Here is a 19,066-nt window from a genome sequence, read left to right as displayed (position 1 = left end):
TGTTTGTGCTAGGAGAGTATCCGATCAAGGGGCGCCGCGCAGCAGAGATTTCCGCGAGCGTCGAGCGTGCGGTGGCCGATGGCGGCCTGGAACCGGGGCAACTGCTGCCTCCCATGCGGGAGTTGGCTCAGTCGCTCGGGGTGAATCCCAATACGGTCGCGGCCGCGTACCGGACGCTGCGCGAGCGCGGGGTCATCGAGACGGCGGGGCGGCGCGGCAGCCGGGTGCGCCCGAAGCCCGCCACCACCGCGCGCGAGCACATCCGGGTGGAGGTGCCGCCGGGGGTGCGGGACGTCTCCGACGGCAATCCGGACATCGCGCTGTTGCCGCCGCTCGCCGAGGTGTTCGCCGCGGCGGCGGCCGCGGGGGACGAGGACCCCGTGCTGTACGGCAGCGACCCGCTGGAGCCGGAGCTGGTGCGGCGGGCGCGGGCCGGGTTCGACGCGGACGGGGTGCCCGAGGGGCCCGTGACCGTGACGTCCGGGTCGCTCGACGCCATCGAGCGGGTGCTCGCCGCGCATCTCAAGGCCGGGGACGCGGTCGCCGTCGAGGATCCGGGGTGGGGCAGCATGCTCGACCTCGTGCCGGCGCTCGGGCTGCGGATCGTGCCGGTCGGGGTGGACGACGACGGGCCGTTGCCGGGGGATGTGGAGCGGGCGTTGCGGGAGGGGGCGCGGGCCCTCGTCGTGACGTGCCGGGCGCAGAACCCGACCGGGGCTGCGGTGGGTCCGGAGCGGGCGCGTGAGCTGCGGGCGGTGCTGGCCGGGGCGCCCGAGGTGCTGCTCATCGAGGACGACCACGGGCACGCCATCGTCGACCTTCCGTTGCATCCGCTGGCCGGGGCGGTACGGCACTGGGCGTTCGTGCGGTCCGTGGCGAAGGCGTACGGGCCCGATCTCCGGCTGGCCGTGCTCACCGGGGACGCGGTGACGGTGGACCGGGTGCGGGGGCGGCAGCGGCTCGGGCCCGGGTGGGTCAGCCGGATCACGCAGCGGGCGGTGGCCGGGCTGTGGGCCGGGGGTGCCGTGGATGTGGCGGCGGTCGCCACGTCGTACGGGGAGCGGCGGGAGGCGTTGATCTCGGCGCTCGCGGAGCGGGGGGTCGTGGCGTTCGGGCGGAGCGGGATGAACGTGTGGGTGCCGGTGCCCGATGAGACCGGGGCCGTGGCGCGGTTGCTGCATGCTGGGTGGGCGGTGGCGCCGGGGGCGCGGTTCCGGATGAGTGCGGGGCCGGGGGTGCGGGTGACTGTTTCTCGGTTGGGGGTCGGGGAGATGGCGGGGGTTGCGGAGGATGTGGCTGCGGCGGTGCGGCCTGGGCCGGGGCGGGGGTATGCCTGAGCGGGGTTCGGGTTCGGGTTCGGGGAGTTCGGGCTCGGCGGGTTGAGGTTCGGCCGGGTCTTGGCTGGGCGGGGGTGTGCTGGGGTGCGGGCCCGTCGGAGCGCCTGCCCGGCGCTGGGGTGCCGCCTTGCCCACCCTGCCGCCCTTGGCGGCAGATTGCCCAAGGCGGGTGGGGGTGGGCGTGCCCTGGTCTCAGTTGCCGTCCGTCCGGCGGCGGGTGCGGCGGGGCTGGGTCAGGGCGGCGCCGGCCAGGACGACGGCCGCGCCGATCGGGGTCGACCAGGTCAGCGATTCGCCGAGGAGGGCGACGCCCGCCGCGGTGGCGATGACCGGGATGAAGTACGTGACCATCTGCGCGGTCGTCGGGCCGACCTCGGCGACCAGGCCGTACTGGAGCAGCACCGCGAGACCGGTGCCGAGCGCGCCCAGCGCGACGATCGCGAGCAGCGGGGCCAGGGCGAAGTGGCTCGGCCAGGACGTGAACAGCGGGGTGATCAGGGCCAGTTGGAGCGTCGCGAGGAAGAGCTGGGCGCCGGTCATCGACAGGTGGGAGTGGCCGGTGTGCGCCAGGGTGCGGCGTACGTAGATCCAGCCGACCGGGTAGCTGAACGAGGCCAGGAGGGCCAGCGCCGTGCCCGTCACGTCGAGGCCGTGGAAGCCCTGCCACACGCCGAGGACCGTGAGCACGCCGAGGAAACCGATGCCCAGGCCCGCGACCCTGCGCCGCGTCGGCCGGTCCTCGGAGAGCGCGACCAGCGACAGGGCCATGCCCCACAGCGGCGACGTCGCGTTGCAGATACCCGCCAGCGTGGACGGGATGGTCCGCTCGGCGAACGCGAAGAGGGAGAACGGCAGCGCGTTGAGCAGAAGCGCCGCCACCGCCAGATGGCCCCAGGTGCGGGCGCCGCGCGGCAGGCCCTGGCGCTTCACGATCATCGCCGCGGCGAGCACCGCCGTACCGAACAGCAGCCGCCCGAAGGTGACCTGGAAGGGGGCGTAGCCGTCCGTGCCCACCTTGATGAGCAGGAAGCTGAAACCCCAGATGAGGGAGAGCGCGCCGAACCGGACGCGCCAGTCCAGAGCGGGGCGGGCCGGGGCGGGGAGTGCGGCGGCCTCGGGGGCGCGGGAAGCGGTGACGGTGCTCATGCCGACAAGAGTGGCTTCCCACTTTCTCGTAGCACAAGCGAGAATACGTGCGCTGTATCGCTTAGCATCGCTTACATGTTGAACTTGGAGCGCCTGCGCGTCCTGGACGCCCTCGCCCGGCACGGCTCGGTCAGCGGCGCCGCCGAGGCGCTGCACGTCACGACGTCCGCCGTCTCCCAGCAGATGGCCAAGCTGGAGCGCGAGGCGGGCCAGCAGCTGCTCGCCAAGCACGGGCGCGGGGTGCGGCTCACGGACGCGGGCCGGCTGCTCGCCGAGCACGCGGCGCGCATCCTCTCCCAGGTCGAGCTCGCCCAGTCCGACCTGGAGGCGCAGCGCGGACAGGTCGTCGGCGAGCTGCGCATCTCGGCGTTCCCGACCGCGGCCCGCGGACTGTTCCCGCACGCGCTGGCCGCACTGCGCGCCGATCATCCCCAACTGCGCTTGCGTTCGCAGGAGTTGGAGCCCGAGGCCGGGGTCGCCGGGGTGGTGCGCGGCGATCTCGACCTGGCCGTCGTGCTCGACTGGTACAACAAACCGATGCCGATGCCCGACGGGCTGGTGAAGGCGAGCATCATGGACGACCCCGCCGACATCGCCATGCCGGTCGGCCACCCCCTCGCGGACCGTGCCGAGGTGGGTCTCGAGGACTTCGCCGACGACGAGTGGATCACCTGGGGCGAGGGCGAGTTCTGCCACGAGTGGCTGCTGTTCACGCTGCGCGCCAAGGGGGTCGAGCCGCAGGTCGGCCACCGCGCCGCCGAGACGCACACCCAACTCGGCCTGGTCGCCGCCGGGTTGGGGGTGTGCGTCGCCCCGCTGCTCGGCCGCGACCCGATGCCGCAGGGCGTGGTGACCGTGCCGGTGCGCCAGCAGGTGCGGCGCCATGTGTACGTGGTGTGGCGGGCGGACGCGGACCGGCGGCCGTCCATCCGGGCGGCCGTGCGGGCGCTGCAGAAGGCGGGCGCGGACCTCGGACAGTTCGCCGGCGCGTAGCGGGACCGACTACAGACCGGCCAGCTTCCGGAAGTCCCATGAGGCGATCTTGTCCGGGGTCAGCCGGGCCCAGGCGTGCCGCCCGTCGTAGACCATCGTGGGCAGGCCGAAGTTCTTCTCGGCGAACTGCCGCTCCGGAGCCTCCAGTTCGGGGAACGGCTCGCCGGTGCGCGGGGACTCGCCGACGAACTCGATCCGGCCGCAGAGCTCGACGCCGCGCAGCTCGCCGTACTCGTCGCCCGCGTCGACCACCACGGCGACCCGCCCGTCCGCCGTCAGATCCGCCCAACGGCGGCTGCGTGCGAGGGAGTACAGCCACAGCGACGTGCCGTCCCACAGGAACCACAGCGGGCTCACGTGCGGCGTGCCGTCGGCCGAGACCGTGGCCACGCGGCAGGTGCGCTGCTCCGCGAGGAACGCGTCCCGTTCCTGCGGACTCATCATGATCCTGCGGCCCCTGCGCTGGGTGACGGTCATGGGTGCTCCTCCGCATGCTCGCTGACGGCTCGTCAGTCACGCAGCATGCGGGCTCTTCCGTCCACGCGCAATGGTGGCTACCCTCCAGCAGCCCGTGAAGCGTCCGCGAAGCAGGGGGAAACCATGGCGACACCCGAGCACCTGGCCGAACTGCTCGCCCCGGCCACCACCGTGCTGCTCACCGTCGAGTGCCAGCAGGGCGTCGTCGGCACCGACAGCGCCCTGCCCGAACTCGCCGAGGAGGCAAGTAAGTCGGGGGCGCTCACCCGGATCGCGCAGCTCGTGGCCGCCGCCCACGAGGGTGGGGTGCAGGTCCTGCACGCGGTCGCCGAACGCCGCCCCGACGGGCGCGGCGCCAACCGGAACGGCCGCCTCTTCCGGGCCGCCGAACGCCTCCCCGTCCAGCAGCTCAGCGGCAGCAGGGCGGTGCGCGTCGCACCGCCCATCGAGGTCGCCGACGAGGACCTCGTGGTGCGCCGGCTGCACGGGCTCTCCCCGATCGCGGGCACGGACGTCGACGCGCTGCTGCGCAACCTCGGCTGCCGCACCCTCGTCGTCACCGGTGTCTCCAGCAACGTGGCGATACCGAACGCCGTCTTCGACGCGGTGAACCTGGGCTACGACGTCGTCGTGCCCGGGGACGCCATCGCCGGGGTGCCCTCCGACTACACCCCGGCGATGATCCGCAACACGCTCGCCCTGGTCGCCACCGTCACGGCGACCAGGGACGTGCTCGCCGCGTGGAAGCGCCCTAGGCGAGGCTGATCGAGTCGCCGCTGACCGTGATCTGCTTCGCGGGCAGCGGCTGGGTGGCGGGCGGGTGCTTGACGGAGCCGTCCTCGATGGAGAACTTGCTGCCGTGACACGGGCAGTCGATCGTGCCGCCCTCGATCTTCGACACCTTGCAGCCCTGATGCGTACAGGTCGAGGAGAACGCCTTGAACTGGCCCTTCGTCGGCTGTGTCACCACGACACCCTGGTCGGCGAAGATCTTGCCGCCGCCCTCCGGGATGTCCGCGGTCTTGGCGAGCGCGCCGCCGCCCGCCGCCGAGGCGTTGCCCGCGGGCTCCGACCCGCCGCCGTCGTCGGAGCTCCCGCACGCGGTCAGCGCCGCGGCGAGCCCGGCCGCGCCGACCGCGGCGACGACGGTGCGGCGGGACGGAGCGACACCGTCGGGGTGAGTGGTGCCGGTGGGGTCGGTGGGACCGGCCTCGTGCGAAACGGTCATGCCGTCGGTTCCTTTCGGTTCTGGGTCGGGCGGGGCTGGATCCGTGGGGGTTTCCCAGCGGTACGTACGGTGATCCCGGAGCGTTCAACACCTCGCCGATCTCATAACCTGGCCCCATGCTCACCGAAGTCACAGTGACCCGTTATGTCACCCCTTTGAGGGAGGGCGGATCGCTGCCCGGCCTGGTCGAGGCCGACGATCACACCTCGTACGTCATGAAGTTCACCGGCGCGGGCCAGGGCCGCAAGACGCTCGTCGCGGAGGTGATCTGCGGGCAGCTGGCGCGCCGGCTCGGCTTCCGGGTGCCCGGACTCGTCGCGCTCGGCCTCGACCCGGTGATCGGCCTCGGCGAGCCGGACCCCGAGGTGCAGGGACTGCTCAAGGGCAGCGGCGGCACCAACCTCGGAATGCGCTTCCTCAGCGGCGCGCTCGGTTTCGACCCGCTCGCCTACGCCGTCGACCCGGCCGAGGCCGGCCGGGTCGTCTGGTTCGACGCCCTGATCAACAACGTCGACCGGTCCTGGCGCAACCCCAACATGCTCGTCCGGGACGGCGCGTTGTGGCTCATCGATCACGGCGCCAGCATGATCTGGCACCACAACTGGCGCGGCGCCGCCGTCTGGGCGGGCAAGCCGTACGACGCCGGCGACCACGCCCTCGCCCCGTTCGGGCCCGACCTCGCCGCGGCGGCCGCCGGTCTTGCGCCGCAGGTCACCGAGGAGCTGCTCGCCGAGTGCGCCGCCGACGTGCCCGACGTCTGGCTGACGGACGAGCCCGGCTTCGACACTCCGGACGCGGTCCGGCGCGCATACGTGGAGACGCTGCTCGAACGCGTCCCCGGACTTCAGGAACGTATCGACCTGCCGGAGACCGCCGCGGCGGCCCGGCGGCCCACGGGCTGGATCACGAAGGAAGAAGGAGCCGGCCGGTGAGCGAGCGCGACGTCTTCGAGTACGCCCTGCTGCGCGTGGTGCCGCGCGTGGAGCGCGGGGAGCAGATCAACGCCGGTGTGGTCGTGTACTGCCGCGCCCAGTCCTACGTCACCGCCCTCACCCACCTGGACGAGGCGCGGCTGCTCGCCCTCGACCCCGACGCCGACGTGGTGGGGGTGCGGGCGCTGCTCGACGCGGTCGAGCGGCACTGCGCGGGAGGCGACGGGGCCGGCCAGGCCGGCGCGGACGACGCCGGGCGGCGCTACCGCTGGCTCGTCGCGCCCCGCTCGACCGTGGTGCAGCCGGGGCCCGTGCACACCGGTCTGACCACCGATCCGGCCGCCGAGGCGGAGCGTCTGCTCGACCTGCTGGTGCGCTGATCCCGCGCTGATTCCGCGCCGATCCCGCGCTGAGTGATCAGGGGCACCCGGTGGGTACGTTGACACCGGGTGCCAGGGCTTCTAGCGTCACCCGCACAGGGTACTAAGCGGTTGCTCAGCGATTCGCAGCCGAGCAGCCGACCTCTAGGGCGAGGAGACCGAAGAGCATGTCCACCACTGAGCAGCGCGTAGCGATCGTCACCGGGGCCGCGCGCGGCATCGGCGCCGCCACCGCGATCCGTCTGGCCGCAGAGGGCCGCGCCGTCGCCGTGATCGACCTCGACGAGGCCGCCTGCAAGGACACCGTCGAGAAGATCACCGCCGCCGGTGGCAAGGCGCTCGCCGTGGGCTGCGACGTCTCCGACGAGGCGCAGGTCGCGGCCGCCGTCGCGCGCATCGCCGAGGAGCTCGGCGCGCCGACCATCCTGGTCAACAACGCGGGCGTGCTCCGCGACAACCTGCTGTTCAAGATGAGCGCGAGTGACTGGGACACGGTCATGAACGTGCACCTGCGCGGTGCGTTCCTGATGTCCAAGGCCGTCCAGAAGCACATGGTGGACGCCAAGTTCGGCCGCATCGTGAACCTCTCGTCGTCCTCGGCGCTCGGCAACCGCGGCCAGGTCAACTACTCCGCCGCCAAGGCCGGTCTGCAGGGCTTCACCAAGACCCTCGCGATCGAGCTCGGCAAGTTCGGCGTCACCGCCAACGCCGTCGCCCCCGGCTTCATCGTCACGGACATGACCGCCGCCACCGCCGAGCGCGTCGGCATGGGCTTCGAGGAGTTCCAGGCCGCGGCCGCCACGCAGATCCCGGTGCAGCGCGTCGGCAGGCCCGACGACATCGCCAACGCCATCGCCTTCTTCACCGGCGAGGCGGCCGGCTTCGTCTCCGGCCAGGTCATGTACGTGGCCGGCGGACCGCTCAACTGAAGCCGGAGGAACAGGACATGACCGCAGAACTCTCGGGCAAGGTCGCCCTCGTCACCGGCGCGAGCCGCGGCATCGGTTACGGCATCGCCGAGGCCCTCGTCGCGCGCGGCGACCGCGTGTGCATCACCGGTCGCGGCGAGGAAGCGCTCAAGGAGGCCGTGGAGAAGCTCGGCCCCGACCGGGCCGTCTACGTGGCCGGCAAGGCGCACGACGAGGCCCACCAGGCCGCCGCCGTCGAGCGCACCATGGAGGCGTTCGGCCGCGTCGACTTCCTCGTCAACAACGCCGGTACGAACCCGGTGTTCGGGCCGATCGCCGAACTCGACCTGAACGTGGCCAGGAAGGTCTTCGAGACGAACGTCATCTCGGCGCTCGGCTTCGCGCAGCAGACGTACCGGGCGTGGCAGAAGGAGAACGGCGGCGCGATCGTGAACATCGCGTCCGTCGCCGGTGTCTCCGCCTCGCCGTTCATCGGCGCGTACGGCATGAGCAAGGCCGCCATGGTCAACCTGACGCTGCAGCTGGCGCACGAGTTCGCGCCCAAGGTGCGGGTCAACTCGATCGCCCCGGCCGTCGTGAAGACCAAGTTCGCGCAGGCCCTGTACGAGGGCCGGGAGGCCGAGGCCGCGGCCGCCTACCCGCTGGGCCGGCTCGGGGTTCCGGAGGACATCGGCGGCGCCGCCGCGTTCCTCACCTCGTCCCAGTCGGACTGGATCACCGGGCAGACGCTCGTCGTCGACGGCGGCATCTTCCTCAACGCGGGCGTCGCCTGACGCGTCAGATTGCGGGCGTCACGAGACAAACTTCCCGCAGCTCAAGTGCCCCGTCGGAGCAAGCAGTTGACCCGGCGGGGCACTGCGATATGGTCGGCCGATTCCATGGCATGGCCGATCGAGGAGCGTGCGCGTGTTCAAACGGTTGCTTGCCCCCCGCGCGTTGGCGGCGACTGCGTTCATACCCCTGCTGGCCGGGTGCGGGGTCGTGAACGCGAGCGACTCCGAGGACGAGGACCCGATCGTGGTCGGGACCACGAGTGCCCCCAGCACCCTGGACCCCGCCGCCTCGTGGGACGGCTCGTGGGAGCTGTTCCGGAACGTGTACCAGACCCTGGTCGCCTTCCCGTCGGGCGGCGCCCGGCCCGAGCCCGACGCGGCCACCTGTTCCTTCAAGGACGCCGAGAACCGCGTCTACCACTGCGAGCTGCGGGAGGGCCTGAAGTTCTCCGACGGGGACACCCTCGACGCGGCCGCCGTGAAGTACTCGATCGACCGGATCCGCAAGATCGGGGTCAAGGGCGGCCCCGACGGGCTGCTGGGCAGTCTGGAGAACGTCACGACGCAGGGCAGCCGCGATGTGACGTTTCACCTGAAGAAGCCGGACGCGACGTTCCCGTTCGTGCTCGCCACCCCGGCCATGTCGATCGTCGACCCCGACGACTACCCGGCCACGTCCCTGCGCAGAGACGGCAAGGTGAGCGGTTCCGGGCCCTACGTGCTCAAGACCTACAAGGCCGGTGACCGGGCCGAGCTGGTCAGGAACGACTCGTACAAGGGCTTCGCCGACCGCAAGAACGGCGCCGTGACCATCCGCTACTTCACGACGTCCTCCGACATGGTCGCCGCCCTGAAGGCGAAGAAGATCGACCTCACCTACCGCGGACTCGCCGCATCCGACGTCGTGAACCTCCAGGACAAGAAGGGCGACGAGGGCCTCCAGCTCGTCGAGGGCGCGGGCATGGAGACCAGCTATCTCGTCTTCAACCCCAAGGACCCGATGGCCGCCAAGCGGGCCGTGCGCCAGGCCGTCGCCCAGGTCGTGGACCGCGGCGCCATCGCGGAGAAGGTCTACCAGGACACCGTCACCCCGCTGTTCTCCATGGTCCCTGCGGGTCTCGTCGGACACACCACCGGCTTCTTCGACGCCTATGGTGAGCCGAGCCCGGCGAAGGCCGCGGAGATCCTCTCCAAGGCGGGTATCACGGCGCCGGTCCCGCTCACGCTCTGGTACACCACCGACCGTTTCGGTTCCGCGACCGCGCCCGAATTCGCTGAGATCAAGCGGCAGTTGGAGGAGTCCGGGCTCTTCAAGGTGACGCTCAAGAGCCGGCCGTGGAACACGTACGAGGCCGGGTACCGCAAGGGCGAGTACCCGGCGTTCGGGCGCAACTGGTTCCCCGACTTCCCCGACGCCGACAACTTCATCGCGCCCTTCGTGGGCAAGGAGAACGCGGTCGGTACGCCGTACACCGAGCCGGAGATCACCGACGAGCTGCTGCCGCAGTCGCGCCGGGAGAGCGACCGCGGCGCCGTGGTGCGGCAGTTCGCGCGGGCGGAGCAGATCATGGCCCAGGATGTGCGGCTGCTGCCGCTGTGGCAGGGCAAGCAGTACATCGCGGCCAGCGAGGACATCGCCGGTGGTGAGCGGGCCCTCGACCCGTCGACGATCATGCTGATGTGGGAACTGGAGCGCAAGACCAGCTGGTGACGGGGGCTCGGGCCCGGATTGTCAGTGGCCGCCGGTAGGTTCTTGGGTGTCGATGCGGCCGCGTGTGCGCTGTCTGCGCGCGCGGCCGTGCAAGTGCTCGTACCCCGGAGGTTGTTGACGTGACCGACACCGCGATGCTGCCCGAGTCCTGGCGCGGCGTCCTCGGCGAGGAACTCCAGAAGCCCTACTTCAAGGAGCTCACCGAGTTCGTCGAGGAGGAGCGCGCCAAGGGTCCCGTCTACCCGCCGCGGGACGAGGTCTTCGCCGCGCTCGACGCGACGCCCTACGACCGGGTCAAGGTGCTCGTCCTCGGCCAGGACCCCTACCACGGCGAGGGCCAGGGGCACGGGCTGTGCTTCTCGGTGCGGCCCGGGGTGAGGACGCCGCCCTCGCTGCGCAACATCTACAAGGAGATGCAGGCCGAGCTGGGCACCCCGATCCCGGACAACGGCTATCTGATGCCGTGGGCCCAGCAGGGCGTGCTGCTGCTCAACGCGGTGCTGACGGTCCGGGCCGGTGAGGCCAATTCGCACAAGGGCAAGGGCTGGGAGAAGTTCACGGACGCCGTCATCCGCTCGGTCGCCGACCGCCCGGATCCGGCGGTCTTCGTGCTCTGGGGCAACTACGCGCAGAAGAAGCTCCCGCTCATCGACACGGAGCGGCACATCGTGGTGAAGGGCGCCCACCCCTCGCCGCTGTCCGCGAAGAAGTTCTTCGGCTCGCAGCCGTTCACGCAGATCAACGAGGCGGTGGCGGCCCAGGGCCACGAGCCGATCGACTGGCGCATCCCGGATCTCGGCTGACGCCACGGGCCGGGGCCGCGCCTGCCCTGGATCGCGGCCCGGGGCGGTTAGCGTCGGAAGCCGTGACCGGCGGGGGTGCCGGTTTCCGAGCTTGGAGGCAGCAGTGGCACAGCAGCGCGAGCAGGCGGCGGACGACGCTCTGCTGACCCGGATCGGGCAGATCGTCATGCTGCATCACGCCGGTGACCGCGAGGAGGCCAGGGACCGGCTGCTCGGCCTGTGGGCCGAGGTGGGGGAGGACGGCGACCCGCTGCACCGCTGCACGCTCGCGCACTATCTGGCCGACACCCACGCCGACCCGTCGGACGAACTGGCGTGGGATCTGCGGGCGTTGTCCGCCGCGGACTCCTGCGCCGACGAACCCTCCCCGGCGCTGCGGGCCCTGTATCCGTCGCTGCACCTGAACCTGGCGCAGGACTACGTGAAGCTGGCCCGGCCGGGCGCCGCCCGCAGCCATCTGGTCCGGGCCCGGACGGCGGCCGCCGCGCTGGGCGGCGACCGGGACGGTGACGGTGGCCGTGGGTACGCGGCCGGGGTGCGGGCCGCGCTCGTCCGCGTCGAGCGGCAGGTGGCGGGTCTGTCGGGCGCGGGCTCGGCGGGGTACGACGAGGAGGACGGGGAGGACGGGGATGGCGGGGGTGGTGGCGGCCGGGCCGGCGGGGAGCCGCTCGGGCCGCCGCGCAGCGGTTCCTGAACGGCTCCGGTGGGGTCAACTCCCGTACGTGCCTTCGCAGATGACTGCCTGAGGACTGTCCGGGTCCCAGCCGCCGTACCGGCGGCCGAGGGCGCAGACATCGGGCTGCGGCGCCGGTGCCGCGGGGGCGGCGGGGCGGTCGGCCTTCGGTGCTGCGGTGCGGGGCGCCGTGGTGGGGCGTGGCGCCGGGCGCGGGGGCCGAGCCGCCTCGTGGGCCGGGGCGCGGGGTGTCGGCGTGGACCGTGCGGCGGGGGAGTGGTGCGGTGACGGGCCGGATCGCTCCAGGGCCTCGCGCGCCGGGCCCTGGACGAGCGGCCGGTCGTCGGAGTGGCCCTCCGGGCGTGGCGCCGGAGCGGTCGCGGACGGCGAGGGCGCGACCGGAGGGGACGGGCTGTGGACGTTCACGCATCCGGAGGCGGTGGCGGCGGCCGCCACGGTCAGCAGAAGCGCGGCTGAGCTGGGGGTTCTGAGCACCCGGGCAACTCTGGTGGACCGTGCTGCGGCAGGGAACCGTAATCGGCGAGGTTGCCCCGCACGGGTGACGGCCGGGGCCGGGGCAGGACTCAGGACGGGGTGCCCCCGAGCAGGCCGTTCAGCAACTCCCGGTAGCCCTGGCGCAGTTCCGCGAGGCTCGGCAGCGCTGTGTGGAAGGAACCGGCGACGCACGAGAACATGATTCCCTCCGTCCAGGCGACCAGGGACAGCGTGTGCCGGTGCGGATCGCGTGAGCCCGCCGCGCGCAGCAGCGCGGTCAGCGGCTCGCGGAACTGCCTGCCCGTCTCGTCGAAGAAGGTGCGCAGCTCCGGCCTGCGCGTCGCCTCCAGGGCCAATTCGTAACGGCAGACGAGCAGTTGCGGGTTGAGCGTGAGGTAGCGGTGCAGTGCGAGGGCCATGCCGTCGACCAGGCCCGGCAGCCCGCCCGTCGGATCGGGCAGCTCGTCCACGGCCAGTACCTGCCCCTCGCGCACCGCGAGCCGGCGCACCGCGGCCTCCAGGAGGGCCAGCCGGGTGCGGGCGTGGTTCGAGGTGGAGCCCTGCGGGAGGTGGGCCGTCTCGTCGACCGCGCGGTGGGTGAGGCCGCGCATGCCGCGTGCCGCGAGCAGCACCAGGGCCGCGTCGGCGATCCGGTCGGCGCGGGAGAGCCCGGGGGAAGCGGAGGGGTTGGTGGAGCCGGAGGGGTCGCTCATGGGGGCACCCTATCGCGTGGCACTACAGCTGTAGTACGGTCGCTTCGCGAGGCCACTACAGGTGTAGTGGCAGTGGTCCGTTCCGCACGCAAGGAGGCGTCATGACATCGGCATCGACCGGGCCCGCGCAGCAGGCCCGCGCCGTCGTGATCGGTGGCGGCATCGGTGGGCTCACCGCCGCGCTCGCGCTCCATCTGCGCGGCTGGCGGGTCACCGTCCTGGAGCAGGCGGGCGAGCTGAAGCCGGTCGGGGCGGGGATCTCCCTCGCGCCGAACGCGCAGCGCGCCCTCGATGTGGTCGGGCTCGGCGACGACATCCGCTCGCTGGCCGCCTGGGAGGGCGACGGCGGGCTGCTCACCCCGCGCGGGCGCTGGCTGTCGCGGGCCGACCCGAAGCTCGCCGCCGAGCGGTTCGGCGACTCGCTCGTCCTGCTGCACCGCGCGACCCTCATCGACCTGCTGGCGGCCCGGCTGCCCGCCGGAGTCGTGCGCACCGGGTCCGACGCCCGCCTCGCCGACGCCGGCGACCCGGCGGACCAGGACCGCCCCGCTCGCGTCACGACCGGCGACGACGCGTTCGAGGCCGAGCTGGTCGTCGCCGCCGACGGGATCCACTCGGCGGTGCGCCGCGCGCTGTTCCCCGGCCACCCCGGCGCCGTGTACGCCGGATTCACCACCTGGCGCCTCCTCGTACCGCCGCTGGAGCGCCCCTTCGCGCAGCACGAGAGCTGGGGCCCCGGGCAGCTGTGGGGCACGCACCCCTTCGCCGACGGCACCCTCTACGCGTATGCCGCCGCGCTCGCCCCGGAAGGCGCGCGGGCGCCCGGAGGCGACGAGAAGGCCGAGCTCCTGCACCGGTTCGGCGACTGGCACCACCCGATCCCGGCGATCCTCGACGCGGCGGAGCCCGCGCGGATCCTGCGTCACGACGTCCACCACATCGCCACCCCGCTGCCCGCCTTCCACCACGGCCGGGTCGCGCTCGTCGGCGACGCCGCGCACGCCATGGCGCCGATGCTCGGGCAGGGCGGCAACCAGGCCGTCGAGGACGCGGTCGTGCTCGCGCACCACGCCCCGGCCGACGCCCCCGTGGACCTGGCCGGCTACACGCGTGTACGACAGCCGCGCACCACCGCGATCGCCCGCAAGGCCATGACCGTCAGCCGGCTGAACCTGCTCAGGAACCGCCCGGCGATCGCCCTGCGCAACACCGCGATCCGCGCCGTCGGCCTGCTCGGGCCCACCTTCCTGCTGCGCGGCATGGACGGCGTCGCGGACTGGCGGCCGCCGCAGCGGGAGGCGTACGTACGGCCGGGCGAGCGGGTGTAGCGCCGCCCCGCACCGGTCCGCGCCGGGCCCCGCATCCGCCGTATGCTGCCCGGACGCACGCAACGGGGACCGCGACAGAGGAGTACGGGAACGTGAAGGTCGGCTGCATCGGACTCGGCGACATCGCCCAGAAGGCCTATCTGCCCGTGCTCGCGGCACAGCCCGGCGTCGACCTGCATCTGCAGACGCGCACGCCGGCGACGCTCGCCCGGGTCGCGGACCAGTACCGGATCCCGGACGCGCAGCGCCACACGGACCTGGACGGGCTGCTCGCGCAGGGGCTCGACGCCGCGTTCGTGCACGCGCCGACCGCCGTGCACCCCGAGATCGTGGGGCGGCTCCTCGAAGCCGGGGTCGCGACGTACGTCGACAAGCCGCTCGCGTACGAACTCGCCGACTCCGTGCGGCTCGTGGAGCTCGCCGAGGAGCGCGGGGTGAGCCTGGCCGTCGGCTTCAACCGGCGGTACGCGCCCGGGTACGCGCAGTGCGTCGAGCATCCGCGCGAGCTGATCCTGATGCAGAAGAACCGGGTCGGGCTCCCCGAGGAGCCGCGCACGATGATCCTCGACGACTTCATCCACGTCGTCGACACGCTGCGGTTCCTCGTGCCGGGCGTCGTGGACGACGTCACCGTGCGGGCGCGCGGCGAGGGCGGGCTGCTCCACCACGTGGTGCTCCAGCTCGCCGGGGACGGGTTCACCGCGCTCGGCGTGATGAACCGGCTCAGCGGGTCGACCGAGGAGATCCTGGAGGTGTCCGGGCAGGACACCAAGCGGCAGGTGCTCAACCTCGCCGATGTCGTCGATCACAAGGGGCAGCCGTCGGTGCGGCGGCGCGGGGACTGGGTGCCGGTCGCCCGGCAGCGGGGGATCGAGCAGGTGGTGCTGGCGTTCCTCGACGCGGTGCGGGCGGGGAAGGTGCTCAGCGCGCGGGACGCGCTCGCCACGCACGAGCTGTGCGAAGAGGTCGTGCGTGAGGTGCTGCGGCGCGGGGTCTGACCCGGGCCGCCCCGGCGTCGATCGGGGCTATGGGGCGCTCGCCCCGCCGTGGGGTGCCGGCTCGGTGGCGGAGTGGCCGAGGCGCCGACGGGCCGCCTCCGCCGCCGCCAGGACCAGCAGGATGCCGATCGCCGCGTGCACCGGCCAGTCGCCGAAGCGGACGTAGAGCGTGGTGCCGTGGGCGGTCGGGGCCGTGTAGACGTGGGCCGTGTCGGCGGACGTGCCGAGCCACGGCCCCATCCGGGAGCCGTCGGGGGCGTAGACCGCGGAGACGCCCGTCAGGGTCGCGTGCACCATCGGGCGGCCGGTCTCGGCGGCCCGGAGGGCGGCCAGGGAGGCGTGCTGCTCGGGGGCCCAGCTGTGCTGGAACGTCGAGGTCGACGACTGGGCGAGCAGCAGCTGGGCGCCGTCCTCGGTCAGATGGCGGGTCATGTCGGGGAACGCCGACTCGAAGCAGACCAGGGGGCCGACGCGCAGCTCGCCGCCTCCTTGGTCCCGCACGTCCATGACGACCTGGTGCGTGCCGCGCTTGCGGTCCTCGCCCGCCGCCTTGCCGACCGACGTGGCCCAGCCGAGCAGCGAACGCGCGGGCACGTACTCGCCGAACGGGACCAGGCGCATCTTGTCGTAGCGCGCCCCGGTCGGCCCGTCGGGGCCGATCAGGACCGAACTCTTGTAGATCCCCCGGCCCGCCGCGCCGCCGTCGGAGGCCGGTCGGCGCGCGTCCACGTTGACCAGGATGTCCGCGCCGACCGTCCGGGAGAGCGTCGCCAGACGGCGTGCCAGGTCGGGACGCTGGGCCAGGTCGAAGCCAACACTGCTCTCGCCCCAGACCACCAGGTCGACGTCCCGGCCCGCCAGCCGTCGGGTCAGCGCCTCCTCGCGGTCGAAGCGGCGCGCGGCGCTGTCGGCGCCGTCGATCACACCGGGCTGGACGACGGCGACACGCGCCGTGCCGTCGGTCTGCGGGCGTGGCGCCCAGGCCCACGCGACGGTGGTGACCACGGCGGTCGTGACGAGCCCGGCCACCGCCGGAGTACGGGCGCCGCGCGCGACCACGAGCAGCGTGACCGCCGTGTTCACGGCCACCACGAGCAGACTCAGCAGCCACACCCCGCCCACCGAGGCGAGCCGCAGCGCGGGCGTCACCTGCCACTGGCTCGACCCGAGCAGCCCCCACGGGCCGCCCAGGCCCTGCCAGGACCTGACCAGTTCGACCATCAGCCACGCCGAGGGCACCGCGACCAGGGCGGCCGCCGCCTGCCGCGGCGAGGGCCCGGTGTGCAGCAGCCGGTGCAGCAGCCACCCCCACGGCGCCCACAACGCGCCGAGCAGCGCGGCGAGGACGACCGTGAACACATGCAGGCTCGGCAGCAGCCAGTGGTGCACCGCCAGCATGAAACCGAGACCGCCCAGCCAGCCGACCAGGGCCGCGCGGCGCGGCGTCGGCGCCGAGCGCGCCAGCAGCATCCAGGGGACGAGGGCCACGTACGCGAACCACCACAGCGACGGCGCGGGGAACGCCAGGGCGGGCAGGGCGCCCGTGCCGAGCGCCGCGGCGCCGTGCCACCGGGCCGACGCGTCGAGCCACTGCCGCCATCCCGTCATGCGCCGTGCCTCCCACCTCGTACGACACCCGCGACAGCTGTCACGAGCCCGTCTCCTCAGTGTGCGCGCAGGGGAGGATCAACGACAGAGGGCACTGCGCGAGATGGCGCAGTGGTCACCCCCCGGTGGTGGAGCGCCGCGGCGCGCGCCGCCACTTCTCGTGGACGGTCACCCGGTGCATCCGCCAGCCCATGGGCGTACGGACGAGCCCGAACGCGTACCGGCCGCCGCAGACGAAGTCCGGTGCCCCACCCTCGTCCCCGCCCGAGAACCGCATCGGGTTGATGTAGTCGGCCTGGACCCGCGCCGTGTCGCCGACGTCCCGGTCGAGACTCCCGAACCGCAGCCGCCGGTTCACGATCAGATGCTGGCGCATCGGGAACAGCTCCATGGTCCGGGTCAGCCACTGGGCGATCTCCTCGGCGCCGCCCTCCACACCGCCCGCCGCCCGGTAGTCGGCGCGACCGTCCGGCGCGAACAGGGCGCGGTACGCCGCCCAGTCCCCGTCGTCCACGGCCACGGCGTAGTCGGTCACCAGCTCGTCCACGGCGAGCCGGTCGAGGACGGTCGCGAGTTCCACACGCTGCGTCATCGAGTCAGTGTCGAGCCCCCGATGCGCACAGCCAAGAGTCGTGCGCCACCCGGCTGTACGTCAGTACCATGCGCCCACCGGAGCCGACCGGCGTCTCCGGCGTTCCTCGACGTGCTCCTCAACTCGGCGTACCACGGAGGCAGTTGATGAAGAACTCCACGCGCAAGGACAACTACCTGAAGCAGACGGGCCGCAAGGGTCTGACACCGCGTCAGCGGCGCCGGATCGCCAAGAAGGCCGGGCAGGGCAAGGGCTGACGCGGGTCCCGCACCCGGACATCCGCGGGGCGGCCGCAGCGCTCGCTGCTACGGTCGCCCCATGTCAGAACCGTCGAACACACCATCGCCCGAAGGGCCGGGGCCGGTCACCGCCGACGACGTCGCCGAAGCGGTCCAGATCACCGTCGCCGCCCTGCGGCCCGCGTCCGGGGCCGACTGGCACGTGCCCGCCGGGTCCCTGGAGTGGACGTGCTGGGAGACCGGCGAGCATCTCGCCGACGACCTGTTCGCGTACGCGGCGCGGATCGGGTCGCTCGCCCCCTCGCTGGACGAGGAGGAGCCGTTCGGGTTCAGCCGGCGCCGCCCGCAGGGCCCGGCCAACACCGTCACGGCCGACGTCGAACGCGGCGTGGGCGGCCTGATGCAGGCCGTCGAGGCGTGCGGCGGACTGCTCGTCGCCGTCGTCCGGGCCACCCCGCCGAACACCCGCGCCTTCCACATCTTCGGTGTCTCCGACCCCGAGGGCTTCGCCGCGATGGGGGTCGTCGAGACCCTGCTGCACGCCCACGACATGGCGCTCGGCCTCGGCGTCCCCTTCGAGCCGCCCGCCGCGCTGTGTGCCCGCGTCCTGCACCGCCTCTTCCCCGACGCGCCCGAGGAGGCGGCGCCGTGGCCGACGCTGCTGTGGGTCACGGGCCGCGGTGAACTGCCGGGCAGGGAACGGGTCGACAAGTGGCGCTGGTACGGTGCGCCGCGCGCGACATGATCACTTCCGGGAGGACCGCTTGAACCGCACCGTCACCCTCGTCACCGGTGGCAGCCGAGGCATCGGCGCCGCCACCGCGCTGCGACTCGCGCAGGACGGTCACGACGTCGCCCTGTCCTACGTGCGCGACAAGGATGCCGCGCAGCGCACCGCCGACGCCGTACGGGCCACCGGGGTCCGCTGCGCCGTGCTGCGGGGCGACACGTCCCAAGAGGCCGACGTGGAGCGGCTGTTCGACGAGGCGCAGGGCGAACTCGGCCCGCTCACCGGCCTGGTGAACAACGCCGGAGTCACCGGAGCGTTCGGCCCGCTCGTCGAGGCGCGCACCGAGGACCTGCGCCGGGTCGTCGACGTCAACGTCCTCGGCGTCCTGCTCTGCTGCCGCCGCGCCGCCCGCGACATGACCGCGGCCGGCGGCGGTGCCATCGTGAACCTGTCCTCGGCGGCGGCGACCCTGGGCAGCCCCGGCGACTACGTCCACTACGCCGCCTCCAAGGGCGCCGTCGACACGCTCACCGTCGGCCTGTCCAAGGAGCTCGGGCCCGCCGGGATCCGGGTCAACGCGGTCGCGCCGGGCATCATCGACACCGAGATCCACGCCATGGGCGGTGACCCGGACCGGGCCGAGCGGATGGCCGGCGGGCTGCCGCTGCGCCGCGCGGGCAGCGCGCAGGAGGTCGCCGCGGCGATCGCCTGGCTGCTGTCGGCGGACGCCGCGTACACGACGGGAACGGTGCTGCGGGTGGCGGGCGGACGCTGAGTCCGGGTGCGCGCCGGGGTCAGGCTGCCTCGACGACCCCGGCGCGCACGGCCTGGGCCCACTCGGTGACCAGGTGCTCGTACTGCGCGCGCTGCTCGGCCGTGAGGCGACCGCCGGCGCGCAGCCACAGTCCGCGGATCTGCTCGTTCACTTCGTCGGCAGACCGCACGGGGTGGGATGTGGCGGGTGGCATGTGCCAAGGCTAT

Annotated in this window: 22 protein-coding genes; 14 read left to right on the top strand and 8 right to left on the bottom strand. The window is 73.0% G+C overall.

Annotation, left to right across the window (positions count from 1 at the left end):
• The first annotated feature begins 5 nt into the window (after positions 1-5).
• Complete coding sequence (locus J3486_RS39460) at positions 6-1,337, top strand: aminotransferase class I/II-fold pyridoxal phosphate-dependent enzyme (protein ID WP_207828833.1); 1,332 nt, start codon at positions 6-8, stop codon at positions 1,335-1,337.
• A 192-nt stretch (positions 1,338-1,529) separates the two neighbouring features.
• On the opposite strand, the gene J3486_RS39455 is transcribed toward J3486_RS39460, so the two are convergent.
• A complete protein-coding gene (locus J3486_RS39455; protein ID WP_207828831.1) occupies positions 1,530-2,483 on the bottom strand; it encodes a DMT family transporter in 954 nt (317 codons plus the stop codon).
• A 75-nt stretch (positions 2,484-2,558) separates the two neighbouring features.
• On the opposite strand from J3486_RS39455, the gene J3486_RS39450 reads away from it, so the two are divergent.
• Positions 2,559-3,476 (top strand): LysR family transcriptional regulator, encoded by a 918-nt coding sequence (locus J3486_RS39450; RefSeq protein WP_207828830.1) that lies wholly within the window; start codon positions 2,559-2,561, stop codon positions 3,474-3,476.
• A gap of 9 nt (positions 3,477-3,485) precedes the next feature.
• Here J3486_RS39450 and J3486_RS39445 read toward each other — a convergent pair whose 3' ends face one another.
• Positions 3,486-3,953 (bottom strand): pyridoxamine 5'-phosphate oxidase family protein, encoded by a 468-nt coding sequence (locus J3486_RS39445; RefSeq protein WP_207828829.1) that lies wholly within the window; start codon positions 3,951-3,953, stop codon positions 3,486-3,488.
• A gap of 123 nt (positions 3,954-4,076) precedes the next feature.
• On the opposite strand from J3486_RS39445, the gene J3486_RS39440 reads away from it, so the two are divergent.
• Complete coding sequence (locus J3486_RS39440) at positions 4,077-4,718, top strand: cysteine hydrolase (RefSeq protein ID WP_207828828.1); 642 nt, start codon at positions 4,077-4,079, stop codon at positions 4,716-4,718.
• On the opposite strand, the gene J3486_RS39435 is transcribed toward J3486_RS39440, so the two are convergent.
• Positions 4,705-5,181: a Rieske (2Fe-2S) protein gene (locus J3486_RS39435; RefSeq protein WP_207828827.1), complete on the bottom strand. Its 477-nt coding sequence runs from the start codon at positions 5,179-5,181 to the stop codon at positions 4,705-4,707. The genes J3486_RS39440 and J3486_RS39435 overlap by 14 nt on opposite strands.
• 116 nt (positions 5,182-5,297) lie before the next feature.
• Between J3486_RS39435 and J3486_RS39430 the strand changes: the two genes are divergently transcribed.
• The 7 genes from J3486_RS39430 (at position 5,298) to J3486_RS39400 (ending at position 11,403) form a co-directional block, all read left to right on the top strand.
• Positions 5,298-6,113, top strand: coding sequence for a HipA family kinase (locus J3486_RS39430; protein ID WP_207828826.1), 816 nt, complete (start codon positions 5,298-5,300; stop codon positions 6,111-6,113).
• Entirely contained in the window at positions 6,110-6,493 is a 384-nt protein-coding gene (locus tag J3486_RS39425) for a DUF3037 domain-containing protein (RefSeq protein WP_207828825.1), read from the top strand. Before J3486_RS39430 ends, J3486_RS39425 begins: the two co-directional genes overlap by 4 nt.
• 167 nt (positions 6,494-6,660) lie before the next feature.
• Positions 6,661-7,422 carry a 3-oxoacyl-ACP reductase FabG gene (gene fabG, locus J3486_RS39420; RefSeq protein WP_207828824.1) on the top strand — a complete coding sequence of 254 codons (762 nt, stop codon included), beginning with the start codon at positions 6,661-6,663 and terminating at the stop codon, positions 7,420-7,422.
• A 17-nt stretch (positions 7,423-7,439) separates the two neighbouring features.
• Positions 7,440-8,195 carry an SDR family oxidoreductase gene (locus J3486_RS39415; protein ID WP_207828823.1) on the top strand — a complete coding sequence of 252 codons (756 nt, stop codon included), beginning with the start codon at positions 7,440-7,442 and terminating at the stop codon, positions 8,193-8,195.
• 133 nt (positions 8,196-8,328) lie between these two features.
• Positions 8,329-9,906 carry an ABC transporter substrate-binding protein gene (locus tag J3486_RS39410; protein ID WP_374194826.1) on the top strand — a complete coding sequence of 526 codons (1,578 nt, stop codon included), beginning with the start codon at positions 8,329-8,331 and terminating at the stop codon, positions 9,904-9,906.
• 119 nt (positions 9,907-10,025) lie between these two features.
• Positions 10,026-10,709 carry a uracil-DNA glycosylase gene (gene ung / locus J3486_RS39405; RefSeq protein WP_207828819.1) on the top strand — a complete coding sequence of 228 codons (684 nt, stop codon included), beginning with the start codon at positions 10,026-10,028 and terminating at the stop codon, positions 10,707-10,709.
• 103 nt (positions 10,710-10,812) lie between these two features.
• Complete coding sequence (locus J3486_RS39400) at positions 10,813-11,403, top strand: hypothetical protein (RefSeq protein WP_207828818.1); 591 nt, start codon at positions 10,813-10,815, stop codon at positions 11,401-11,403.
• Between the two features lie 15 nt (positions 11,404-11,418).
• Here J3486_RS39400 and J3486_RS39395 read toward each other — a convergent pair whose 3' ends face one another.
• Positions 11,419-11,877, bottom strand: coding sequence for a hypothetical protein (locus J3486_RS39395; RefSeq protein WP_207828816.1), 459 nt, complete (start codon positions 11,875-11,877; stop codon positions 11,419-11,421).
• Positions 11,878-11,966: 89 nt separating this feature from the next.
• Complete coding sequence (locus J3486_RS39390) at positions 11,967-12,590, bottom strand: TetR/AcrR family transcriptional regulator (protein WP_207828814.1); 624 nt, start codon at positions 12,588-12,590, stop codon at positions 11,967-11,969.
• Positions 12,591-12,691: 101 nt separating this feature from the next.
• On the opposite strand from J3486_RS39390, the gene J3486_RS39385 reads away from it, so the two are divergent.
• Both J3486_RS39385 and J3486_RS39380 read left to right on the top strand, forming a co-directional pair.
• Entirely contained in the window at positions 12,692-13,918 is a 1,227-nt protein-coding gene (locus J3486_RS39385; RefSeq protein ID WP_207828812.1) for an FAD-dependent monooxygenase, read from the top strand.
• 92 nt (positions 13,919-14,010) lie between these two features.
• On the top strand, positions 14,011-14,916 hold the full coding sequence (locus J3486_RS39380; RefSeq protein WP_207828810.1) for a Gfo/Idh/MocA family protein: 906 nt from the start codon (positions 14,011-14,013) through the stop codon (positions 14,914-14,916).
• 27 nt (positions 14,917-14,943) lie between these two features.
• On the opposite strand, the gene lnt is transcribed toward J3486_RS39380, so the two are convergent.
• Positions 14,944-16,524: an apolipoprotein N-acyltransferase gene (gene lnt, locus J3486_RS39375; RefSeq protein WP_207828809.1), complete on the bottom strand. Its 1,581-nt coding sequence runs from the start codon at positions 16,522-16,524 to the stop codon at positions 14,944-14,946.
• Between the two features lie 115 nt (positions 16,525-16,639).
• On the bottom strand, positions 16,640-17,116 hold the full coding sequence (locus J3486_RS39370) for a nuclear transport factor 2 family protein (protein WP_207828808.1): 477 nt from the start codon (positions 17,114-17,116) through the stop codon (positions 16,640-16,642).
• 318 nt (positions 17,117-17,434) lie between these two features.
• Between J3486_RS39370 and J3486_RS39365 the strand changes: the two genes are divergently transcribed.
• Positions 17,435-18,100, top strand: coding sequence for a hypothetical protein (locus J3486_RS39365; RefSeq protein ID WP_207828807.1), 666 nt, complete (start codon positions 17,435-17,437; stop codon positions 18,098-18,100).
• Positions 18,101-18,119: 19 nt separating this feature from the next.
• Positions 18,120-18,860 (top strand): SDR family oxidoreductase, encoded by a 741-nt coding sequence (locus J3486_RS39360; RefSeq protein WP_207828806.1) that lies wholly within the window; start codon positions 18,120-18,122, stop codon positions 18,858-18,860.
• A 19-nt stretch (positions 18,861-18,879) separates the two neighbouring features.
• Here the strand turns inward: J3486_RS39360 and J3486_RS39355 are convergent, their stop codons facing one another.
• On the bottom strand, positions 18,880-19,053 hold the full coding sequence (locus tag J3486_RS39355; RefSeq protein ID WP_207828805.1) for a hypothetical protein: 174 nt from the start codon (positions 19,051-19,053) through the stop codon (positions 18,880-18,882).
• Positions 19,054-19,066 lie beyond the last annotated feature (13 nt).

The organism is Streptomyces sp. VRA16 Mangrove soil, from assembly GCF_017377775.1.
In the GTDB taxonomy this organism is placed as follows: domain Bacteria; phylum Actinomycetota; class Actinomycetes; order Streptomycetales; family Streptomycetaceae; genus Streptomyces.
The sequence above is the reverse complement of the archived record's forward strand: the minus strand, read 5'-3'. Positions and strand labels throughout refer to the sequence as shown.

Coding starts and splice junctions, on each gene's coding strand:
- J3486_RS39455 (WP_207828831.1), bottom strand. CDS start 2,483: ATGAGCACCGTCACCGCTTCCCGCGCCCCCGAGGCCGCCGCACTCCCC.
- J3486_RS39450 (WP_207828830.1), top strand. CDS start 2,559: ATGTTGAACTTGGAGCGCCTGCGCGTCCTGGACGCCCTCGCCCGGCAC.
- J3486_RS39445 (WP_207828829.1), bottom strand. CDS start 3,953: ATGACCGTCACCCAGCGCAGGGGCCGCAGGATCATGATGAGTCCGCAG.
- J3486_RS39440 (WP_207828828.1), top strand. CDS start 4,077: ATGGCGACACCCGAGCACCTGGCCGAACTGCTCGCCCCGGCCACCACC.
- J3486_RS39435 (WP_207828827.1), bottom strand. CDS start 5,181: ATGACCGTTTCGCACGAGGCCGGTCCCACCGACCCCACCGGCACCACT.
- J3486_RS39430 (WP_207828826.1), top strand. CDS start 5,298: ATGCTCACCGAAGTCACAGTGACCCGTTATGTCACCCCTTTGAGGGAG.
- fabG (WP_207828824.1), top strand. CDS start 6,661: ATGTCCACCACTGAGCAGCGCGTAGCGATCGTCACCGGGGCCGCGCGC.
- J3486_RS39415 (WP_207828823.1), top strand. CDS start 7,440: ATGACCGCAGAACTCTCGGGCAAGGTCGCCCTCGTCACCGGCGCGAGC.
- J3486_RS39390 (WP_207828814.1), bottom strand. CDS start 12,590: ATGAGCGACCCCTCCGGCTCCACCAACCCCTCCGCTTCCCCCGGGCTC.
- J3486_RS39385 (WP_207828812.1), top strand. CDS start 12,692: ATGACATCGGCATCGACCGGGCCCGCGCAGCAGGCCCGCGCCGTCGTG.
- lnt (WP_207828809.1), bottom strand. CDS start 16,524: ATGACGGGATGGCGGCAGTGGCTCGACGCGTCGGCCCGGTGGCACGGC.
- J3486_RS39370 (WP_207828808.1), bottom strand. CDS start 17,116: ATGACGCAGCGTGTGGAACTCGCGACCGTCCTCGACCGGCTCGCCGTG.
- J3486_RS39365 (WP_207828807.1), top strand. CDS start 17,435: ATGTCAGAACCGTCGAACACACCATCGCCCGAAGGGCCGGGGCCGGTC.
- J3486_RS39355 (WP_207828805.1), bottom strand. CDS start 19,053: ATGCCACCCGCCACATCCCACCCCGTGCGGTCTGCCGACGAAGTGAAC.